This is a genomic window from uncultured Catenibacterium sp. (genome assembly GCF_900540665.1).
Classification (GTDB): Bacteria; Bacillota_I; Bacilli_A; order Erysipelotrichales; family Coprobacillaceae; genus Catenibacterium.
Map to the genome: position 1 here is coordinate 1 of NZ_UQGV01000090.1, position 7,473 is coordinate 7,473.

Below are 7,473 nucleotides of genomic sequence, written 5' to 3' on the forward strand. Positions count from 1 at the left end.
TCACGTAGTTGTATCACCAATAGGTATGTCTAAAGAAGAATTAGAAAAAGGATATGCTGATGTACAGGCTGGACGTACAAAAAACGCAAAAACAGCTTTCGACAATATTCGTAAGGATTATCAGTTGAACACATAAAAAACAGTAAACAGTCTTTCATTTTCCGATTGACTGTTTTCTTTTTGTAGAAAAAAACAAGCTGGATAACCAGCTTGCTCGTTATTCTATTAATCCTGTATCTCTTAATAAGAGTTCTAGATCTGTACCTTCTACATTCTTTAATACAGTCTTTAAAAGCATCTTTTCCTTGAAGTTTAATGGTAACTCATTAATCTTCTTTTTATCTACTGCATAATAAGCTGCTCTTAATAATTCTCTTATATCATATTGAGAACCCCATACTTCAGGAACACCACGATCAACATTAAGTAATGTATAAACACTTTCCATTCCTGTACGCATAGAGTATTCAGTTGTAAAGATAGTGTCTCTAGGTGTTTCGGCGAACTGACCGATGAATGCAAAGTTGACTGCACCTTCTGGTACAACCTTAGGACGGTCTACATTCTTTCTTGGCTGGAAGAAGGCATTAATATAAGGCATGAAGCATGTTGTTGTATTACATGCATTTTCTGAATAGTCCTTGATCTTGTTTTCGTCCATACCGATATGATAGAGCCATTCCTGACAGATTTCTTCACCTGTACAATCTCTCATAGCTTTTTTGATGTAGTTACCTTCTGTATCTGTATGAAGAGCATAGAGCCATACGAGTACTGTATCTTTATTTTGAGATTTAAACTGTGGCTGACGGTTAATAGTCCAAGACATAAACCAATTATTAACGCTATCCTTAACAGTCACAATACCACCAGTAGTCACTTTACCAGCACGAGGATCACGTTTACAAATATTCATAATATGTTGAATAATATCTTCATTAGATGTTTCTACAGTGGCACTCATCCAGTTAGTCGCTTCTGTATCACTGCAGAATACATCAGGATGTCCATATTCGTCATGTTTAGCCTGTTTCGCAATATTTTTCCACAAATCCCATGATTCACCTTGACCATTCACAATACCAGATAAATCAGGTGCATGTGTCTGATCACCATAACATGATGTATCAGTACAACATCCATTAGTAATAAAGACTAAATCATCTGCAGTTAAAGGAATAGACTGTTCTTTATTATCTTTTACATAAATAAGTTCCTTAGCTGTCTTCTTGCCATCTACTTCTTCAATAACCACATTTTTAACATCCATACCAAACTGAACATCTACATCATGCTTCTTTAGATATTCAATTAAAGGTAAAATCATACTTTCATACTGATTATATTTAGTAAATCTTAAAGCACTGAAGTCTGGTAAACCATCAATATGATGTACATAACGACATAAATAACGCTTCATTTCTAATGCACTAGACCATTTCTGAAATGCAAACATAGTCTGCCAATATAGCCAGAAATTAGTTTCCCAGAATGATTCTGGTAACACATCTGAAATTTTCTTATCTTCTAAGTCAGATTCTGGAGTAATAAAGAGCTGAGACAATGCCATTGCACTATCTTTATCTAATTTAAATAGTTTATCAGTATGCGCATTTTCACCCTTATTGACTGTTGCACGACATAAAGAGTAGTTAGGGTCATGCTTATTAAGCCAATAGTATTCATCTAATACAGATACGTTAGGTGTTTCAATAGAAGGTACATCACGGAATACATCCCACATGATTTCAAAGTGGTTATCCATTTCACGTCCTCCACGCATATAGAAGCCTTTATGAACATCTTTATAACCATCACAGCTTCCTCCTGCAAGTTCTAGCTTTTCTAATAAATGAATATGATTGCCAGGCATCTGTCCATCTCTTACGAGATAGAAGGCAGCAGTTAAACCTGCTAAACCTGTACCAATAATATAAGCTGATTTCTTTTCAACACCCTCTGGTTTTTCTGGGTGTGCAAATGCTTCATAAGTTCCTGATGAATAATACATAATTTATTCCTCCTTGTATGACTCTAGTATAAATCATATTTTATCACTTTTATTTAAACAAACAAAAAGCCATGATAAATATCTTATCATGACCAATCAAGTGTAAAAATTTTAATCAAACTATTAGTTTTGATGTATTTCAAATCTTTTAAGTGCTCTATGAATACATCCATCCATAATTTCATTCATTTTATTAGACAATAACTCAAGACTTTCTTTCATCTTAAGATAAGGCGGATAAATCCTTCAGGGTAGGTATTTGTATCTAATAGTAATTAATGTATTTCATCCAAGATGATCCATGAAAGAAGATGATGCATATCAGTAAAGTGATAATAGAATGTCATACGGTTAATACCACATTCTTTTGTGAGATCACCAATCGTAATCTTATTGAAAGGTTTTCTTAAGAGTAATACCTTTAAAGAATCTTCTAATGCATGTTTTGTGATTTCACTCATAAGTTAAATGAATCTTTCTTTTTTTTCTTATATATAAGTAGAGAAATAACTGCAGTAAATACTTCTGTAATCCAGAAAGCATGCCATACACCAGTTGGTCCAAGTAGTGAAGAAAGAATATAAGCACATGGAAGAATAATGACAACATATCGACATAAAGAGATAATGAGTGATGGAATACCCATACCTAGTCCTTCGAGTACACCTCCTGAAGTAAGTGAGAGTGAAGAGAAGACAAAAGAAATACTAATAATACGTAGGGCAATCACACCTGCATCAAGTGTTTCTTTATTCTTGGTAAAAAGTCCCATAATTTCTTTAGGGAATACAAAACAAAGAAGTGTTCCAGCAATCATAATAATTAAACTTAAACCGAGAGTGAGCTTATAGATTTTATTGACACGTTCATATTCCTTTGCCCCATAGTTATATCCAACAAGAGGTCTAATACCCTGGATGATCCCATTGGATGGCATAAAGACAAATGTCTGAAGCTTATAATAGATACCTAGTACTACAACATAGATAGCTGAATAAGAAATAAGAATCGCATTTAAGACAGATATAAGAACAGAAGGTAAGGCAATATTAAGTGTGGCAGGAATACCAATACCATATAACTTCTTATAATATTGAGTGCTCTCTATTGCTTTTTTATGAATACGTAGAGGTAAGTCAACCTTATAATAATATAAATATAGAATAAAAGGAACTGTCTGACCAATACCAGTCGCAATTGCAGCTCCCGCAATACCCATAGCTGGAATAGGACCTAAACCAAAGATAAGAATAGGGTCAAGAATGATATTTGTGACACATCCAATAATCATAATCTTCATAGTCAAAGCCATGCGTCCTAAAGACTGATACACCTTTTCAAAGGCAATGCCTACCTGAATCACAAAAGAGAATGAGAAGGCAATACGTCCATAAAGAATGCCATCTTTTAATACAACAGGGTCGTTTGTAAAGAACTTTAAGAATTGAGGAATAAAGACAACACAGACAATCATTAAGATTATTCCATGTATCGCAGAAAGTAATAATCCCTGAGCCATAGAATCTTCTGCTTTTTTATGATCCTCTGTACCTAGATAGAATGCGATAACGGCATTCATACCAACACCAAAACCTACTGCAATCGCAGTAATGAGATTCTGAATAGGGAATACTAGAGATAAAGCATTCATCGCATTTTCACTAATACGAGCCACAAAGAAGCTATCTACAATATTGTAGAGAGAATTGACAAGCATCGATAAGACCATTGGTAAGCTCATCGAGAGTACTAATGGCAGTATAGGTTTTGTTTTCATATAATCTTGATTCATAATTTTCCTCCTATATACAAAAAGCCACACAACGTAAAAAAACGCTGTGTGGCGAAAATAAGATAACTCTAACAAAAATCCACAACCAAAAGGTTTTGTACATAGACATTATCATATCTATTGTATGATGTCAACTTTTTTATATATATGATATATATAAAGCAAAAGTATGGTATTTTAAATTCCTAAATAAGGATTATTGCACTGTAAAGAGATAGTGATATAATGTGGGCATAGGTAAATAGGAGATATATTTCTGAAAGGAATTGTATTTGTCTAAAAATATAAGTTGATAGGGATTAGATGAATATATAAGTTATATGTATAAATGTCCATATACGTATTGAGTATATCTTCACTACTTACTTACAATTATGAAAGGTAGGAGAACAAAATGGTAGGAATTATCCTTGCGAGTCATGGTAAATTCGCAGAAGGCATTTTCCAGTCAGGATCTATGATCTTTGGTGATCAGGCTAACGTTAAAGCCTGCACATTAATGCCTAGTGAAGGACCAGATGATATCCGCAGAAAAATGGAAGAAGCGATTGCTGGTTTTGAAAATCAGGATGAAGTATTATTCCTTGTAGACCTTTGGGGTGGAACACCATTCAATCAGGCAAGTGCTTTACTTAATGGACATGAAGATAAGTGGGCAATTGTCACTGGTTTAAATTTACCAATGTTGATTGAAACTTATGCATCTCGTATGTCTATGGAAACAGCTCATGAAATCGCTACACATGTCACTGAAGTGGCAAGAGATGGTGTTAAACCAAAACCTGAAACACTAGAACCTAAGAAGGAAGAAAAGGTAGCAGCAGTTGCACCAGCACCTCAGGGCGCTATTCCTGAAGGAACAGTTATTGGTGATGGTCACATCAAGTATGTATTAGCAAGAATTGACTCACGTTTATTACATGGTCAGGTTGCTACTGCATGGACTAAGACAACTCAGCCAAACCGTATCATTGTAGCATCTGATGGTGTGGCTCATGATGATCTTAGAAAAGAAATGATTATTCAGGCAGCACCTCCAGGTGTTAAAGCTCACGTAGTGCCAATCGATAAGATGATCCAGGTTGCTAAGGATCCTCGTTTTGGTAACACAAAAGCATTAGTATTATTCGAAAACCCACAGGATGCACTTCGTGCAATCGAAGGTGGCGTTGACATCAAGACATTGAACTTAGGTTCTATGGCTCATTCACAGGGTAAAGTCGTTTGTACTAAAGCCGTATCAATGGGTCAGGATGATGTTGATACTATTGAAAAGATTATGGCTAAGGGTGTTAAGTTTGATGTACGTAAAGTACCAAATGATTCACCTGATAACATCAATGCAATCCTTAACAAAGCTAAAGAAGGATTGTCTAAATAAGGGAGGAAATAATTTATGTCAGCAATTTCAATTGTGCTGATTGCGATTGTTGCTTTACTTGCAGGTATGGAAGGTATTCTTGATGAATTCCAGTTCCATCAGCCTCTAGTAGCATGTACGTTAATCGGCTTAGTTACTGGCCACTTAAAGGAAGGTATCATCCTTGGTGGTTCATTACAGATGATTGCCCTTGGTTGGGCAAACGTTGGTGCTGCTGTTGCACCAGATGCTGCTCTTGCATCAGTTGCTTCAGCAATCATCATGGTATTAGGTTTACAGGGTGGTAGTACAAACGTTACTAACGCTATCAATACTTCTATCGCTGTTGCAGTACCATTATCAGTTGCAGGTTTATTCTTAACAATGATCTGTCGTACTCTTGCAATCCCTATGGTTCACTTCATGGATGGAGCTGCAGAAAAAGGTGACTATAAGGCTATCGAAAGATGGCAGATTGCTGCAATCTTAATGCAGGGTCTTCGTATCATGATCCCAGCAGTTATCCTTTGCTTCGTTCCAGCTAAGGTTGTAACAGGTGCATTAAATTCTATGCCAGCTTGGTTATCTGGTGGTATGGCTGTTGGCGGTGGTATGGTTGCCGCTGTAGGTTATGCAATGGTTATCAATATGATGGCTACAAAAGAAACTTGGCCATTCTTCGCTCTTGGTTTCGTTTTAGCAGCTATCTCAGAACTTACATTAATCGCATTAGGTGTTATTGGTGTTGTTCTTGCATTAATCTATCTTGGATTAAAAGACAATGCTGGTACAGGTAATGGTGGCGCTGGAGGATCTGGAGATCCACTTGGTGACATCTTAAACGACTATTAATCTGAAGGAGGATGAATTATTATGGCAGATAAGATTACACTATCTAAAAAAGATAGAATGGACGTATGCTGGCGTCATCAGTTCCTTCAGGGTTCTTGGAACTATGAACGTATGCAGAATGGTGGTTGGTGTTATTCAATTATCCCAGCTATCAAGAAATTATATACAAAAGAAGAAGATAGAGCCGCTGCATTAAAGCGTCATCTAGAATTCTATAATACACATCCTTATGTATCAGCTCCAGTTATGGGTGTTACATTAGCACTTGAAGAAGAACGTGCAAATGGTATGCCTGTAGATGACCAGACTGTACAGGGTGTTAAAGTTGGTATGATGGGACCTCTTGCTGGTGTTGGTGACCCAGTATTCTGGTTTACAGTAAGACCAATCTTAGGTGCATTAGGTGCTTCACTTGCATTATCAGGAAGCATTGTTGGACCATTATTATTCTTCGTAGTATGGAACTTAGTACGTATCGCATTCTTATGGTATACACAGGAATTCGGTTATAAAGTAGGTACTTCTATTGCTAAGGATATGTCAGGAGGACTTCTTGGTAAGGTTACTGAAGGTGCTTCTATCCTTGGTATGTTCATCATCGGTGCATTAGTACAGAGATGGGTATCAATCAGCTTTACTCCAGTAGTATCTCAGGTTACTCAGTCTGAAGGTGCTTATATCAACTGGGATAAATTACCAAAGGGTACTGCAGGTATTAAGGAAGCATTAAGTCAGTATGCATCACTTGGTGCTAATGGTTTAAACCAGACTAAGGTTACTACTTTACAGCAGAACTTAGATCAGTTAATCCCTGGTTTAGCAGCATTATTACTTACATTATTATGCTGTTACTTATTAAAGAAGAAGGTATCTCCAATCGTTATCATCATCGCATTATTCGTTGTTGGTATCGTTGCAAGAGTTATCGGTATTATGTAATCATTAGAGGCAGTTTTACTGCCTCTTAATTTTAGGAGGATATAAAATGGCACAGTCACAAAATACAAAAGTCGATTTTTCAATTAAAGCAACTTCACTAAATGGTTTAACAAACTATGGGGATGTCATGGTAGGGGACAAAGCCTTTGAGTTCTATAATGAAAAAAATAAAGAAGACTTTATTCAGATTCCATGGGAAGAAATAGATTATATCAGTGCTTCTGTATATTTTAATAAGAAGATTGCACGTTTCGCTATATTCACTAAAAACAATGGTCATTTTACATTCTCTACACGTGATAATGTGAAAACATTACAGGTGGCTGGAAAGTATTTTCCAAAAGAAAAAATGTATCGTTCCCCTACGTTCTTTACCATTATTAAACGAGGATTAAGATACATTTTTGACTCCAATTATCGACACAAAATAAATGGTCAGGCTTAATTGCCTGGCCACTTTTTTTGTAGTGTGCCGGGCATGGCACTAATTCAGTCGGAGATAAACCGACCACAGGTATT

The 7,473-nt window shown here is 36.1% G+C and carries 7 protein-coding genes; 4 read left to right on the top strand and 3 right to left on the bottom strand.

Translation table 11 applies throughout. The annotated features are described in order from the left end of the window. Positions 1–217: 217 nt before the first annotated feature. From QZQ55_RS09960 to QZQ55_RS09970, 3 genes are all read right to left on the bottom strand, one after another. On the bottom strand, positions 218–2,011 hold the full coding sequence (locus QZQ55_RS09960; RefSeq protein WP_295092939.1) for an oleate hydratase: 1,794 nt from the start codon (positions 2,009–2,011) through the stop codon (positions 218–220). 275 nt (positions 2,012–2,286) lie between these two features. Continuing rightward, complete coding sequence (locus QZQ55_RS09965; RefSeq protein ID WP_117459305.1) at positions 2,287–2,472, bottom strand: TetR family transcriptional regulator; 186 nt, start codon at positions 2,470–2,472, stop codon at positions 2,287–2,289. Beyond that, on the bottom strand, positions 2,469–3,803 hold the full coding sequence (locus tag QZQ55_RS09970; protein ID WP_295092941.1) for an MATE family efflux transporter: 1,335 nt from the start codon (positions 3,801–3,803) through the stop codon (positions 2,469–2,471). The genes QZQ55_RS09965 and QZQ55_RS09970 overlap by 4 nt, the downstream gene beginning before the upstream one ends. 394 nt (positions 3,804–4,197) lie before the next feature. Here QZQ55_RS09970 and QZQ55_RS09975 point away from each other — a divergent pair, with 394 nt between their 5' ends. Genes QZQ55_RS09975 through QZQ55_RS09990 form a run of 4 tightly spaced genes read left to right on the top strand, consistent with a single transcriptional unit; the run spans position 4,198 to position 7,399 of the window. Then, positions 4,198–5,184, top strand: coding sequence for a PTS sugar transporter subunit IIB (locus tag QZQ55_RS09975; protein WP_295092943.1), 987 nt, complete (start codon positions 4,198–4,200; stop codon positions 5,182–5,184). Between the two features lie 15 nt (positions 5,185–5,199). Beyond that, positions 5,200–6,015: a PTS mannose/fructose/sorbose transporter subunit IIC gene (locus tag QZQ55_RS09980; protein WP_295092945.1), complete on the top strand. Its 816-nt coding sequence runs from the start codon at positions 5,200–5,202 to the stop codon at positions 6,013–6,015. A 21-nt stretch (positions 6,016–6,036) separates the two neighbouring features. Continuing rightward, positions 6,037–6,954: a PTS system mannose/fructose/sorbose family transporter subunit IID gene (locus tag QZQ55_RS09985; protein WP_295092947.1), complete on the top strand. Its 918-nt coding sequence runs from the start codon at positions 6,037–6,039 to the stop codon at positions 6,952–6,954. Positions 6,955–7,000: 46 nt separating this feature from the next. Next, on the top strand, positions 7,001–7,399 hold the full coding sequence (locus QZQ55_RS09990; RefSeq protein ID WP_295092949.1) for a DUF956 family protein: 399 nt from the start codon (positions 7,001–7,003) through the stop codon (positions 7,397–7,399). The last annotated feature ends 74 nt before the right edge of the window (positions 7,400–7,473 follow it).

What these genes read in the sequence shown, in the direction of transcription:
- QZQ55_RS09960 (WP_295092939.1), bottom strand. Translation starts at nt 2,011, where the DNA reads ATGTATTATTCATCAGGAACTTATGAAGCATTTGCACACCCAGAAAAA.
- QZQ55_RS09965 (WP_117459305.1), bottom strand. Translation starts at nt 2,472, where the DNA reads ATGAGTGAAATCACAAAACATGCATTAGAAGATTCTTTAAAGGTATTA.
- QZQ55_RS09970 (WP_295092941.1), bottom strand. Translation starts at nt 3,803, where the DNA reads ATGAATCAAGATTATATGAAAACAAAACCTATACTGCCATTAGTACTC.
- QZQ55_RS09975 (WP_295092943.1), top strand. Translation starts at nt 4,198, where the DNA reads ATGGTAGGAATTATCCTTGCGAGTCATGGTAAATTCGCAGAAGGCATT.
- QZQ55_RS09980 (WP_295092945.1), top strand. Translation starts at nt 5,200, where the DNA reads ATGTCAGCAATTTCAATTGTGCTGATTGCGATTGTTGCTTTACTTGCA.
- QZQ55_RS09985 (WP_295092947.1), top strand. Translation starts at nt 6,037, where the DNA reads ATGGCAGATAAGATTACACTATCTAAAAAAGATAGAATGGACGTATGC.
- QZQ55_RS09990 (WP_295092949.1), top strand. Translation starts at nt 7,001, where the DNA reads ATGGCACAGTCACAAAATACAAAAGTCGATTTTTCAATTAAAGCAACT.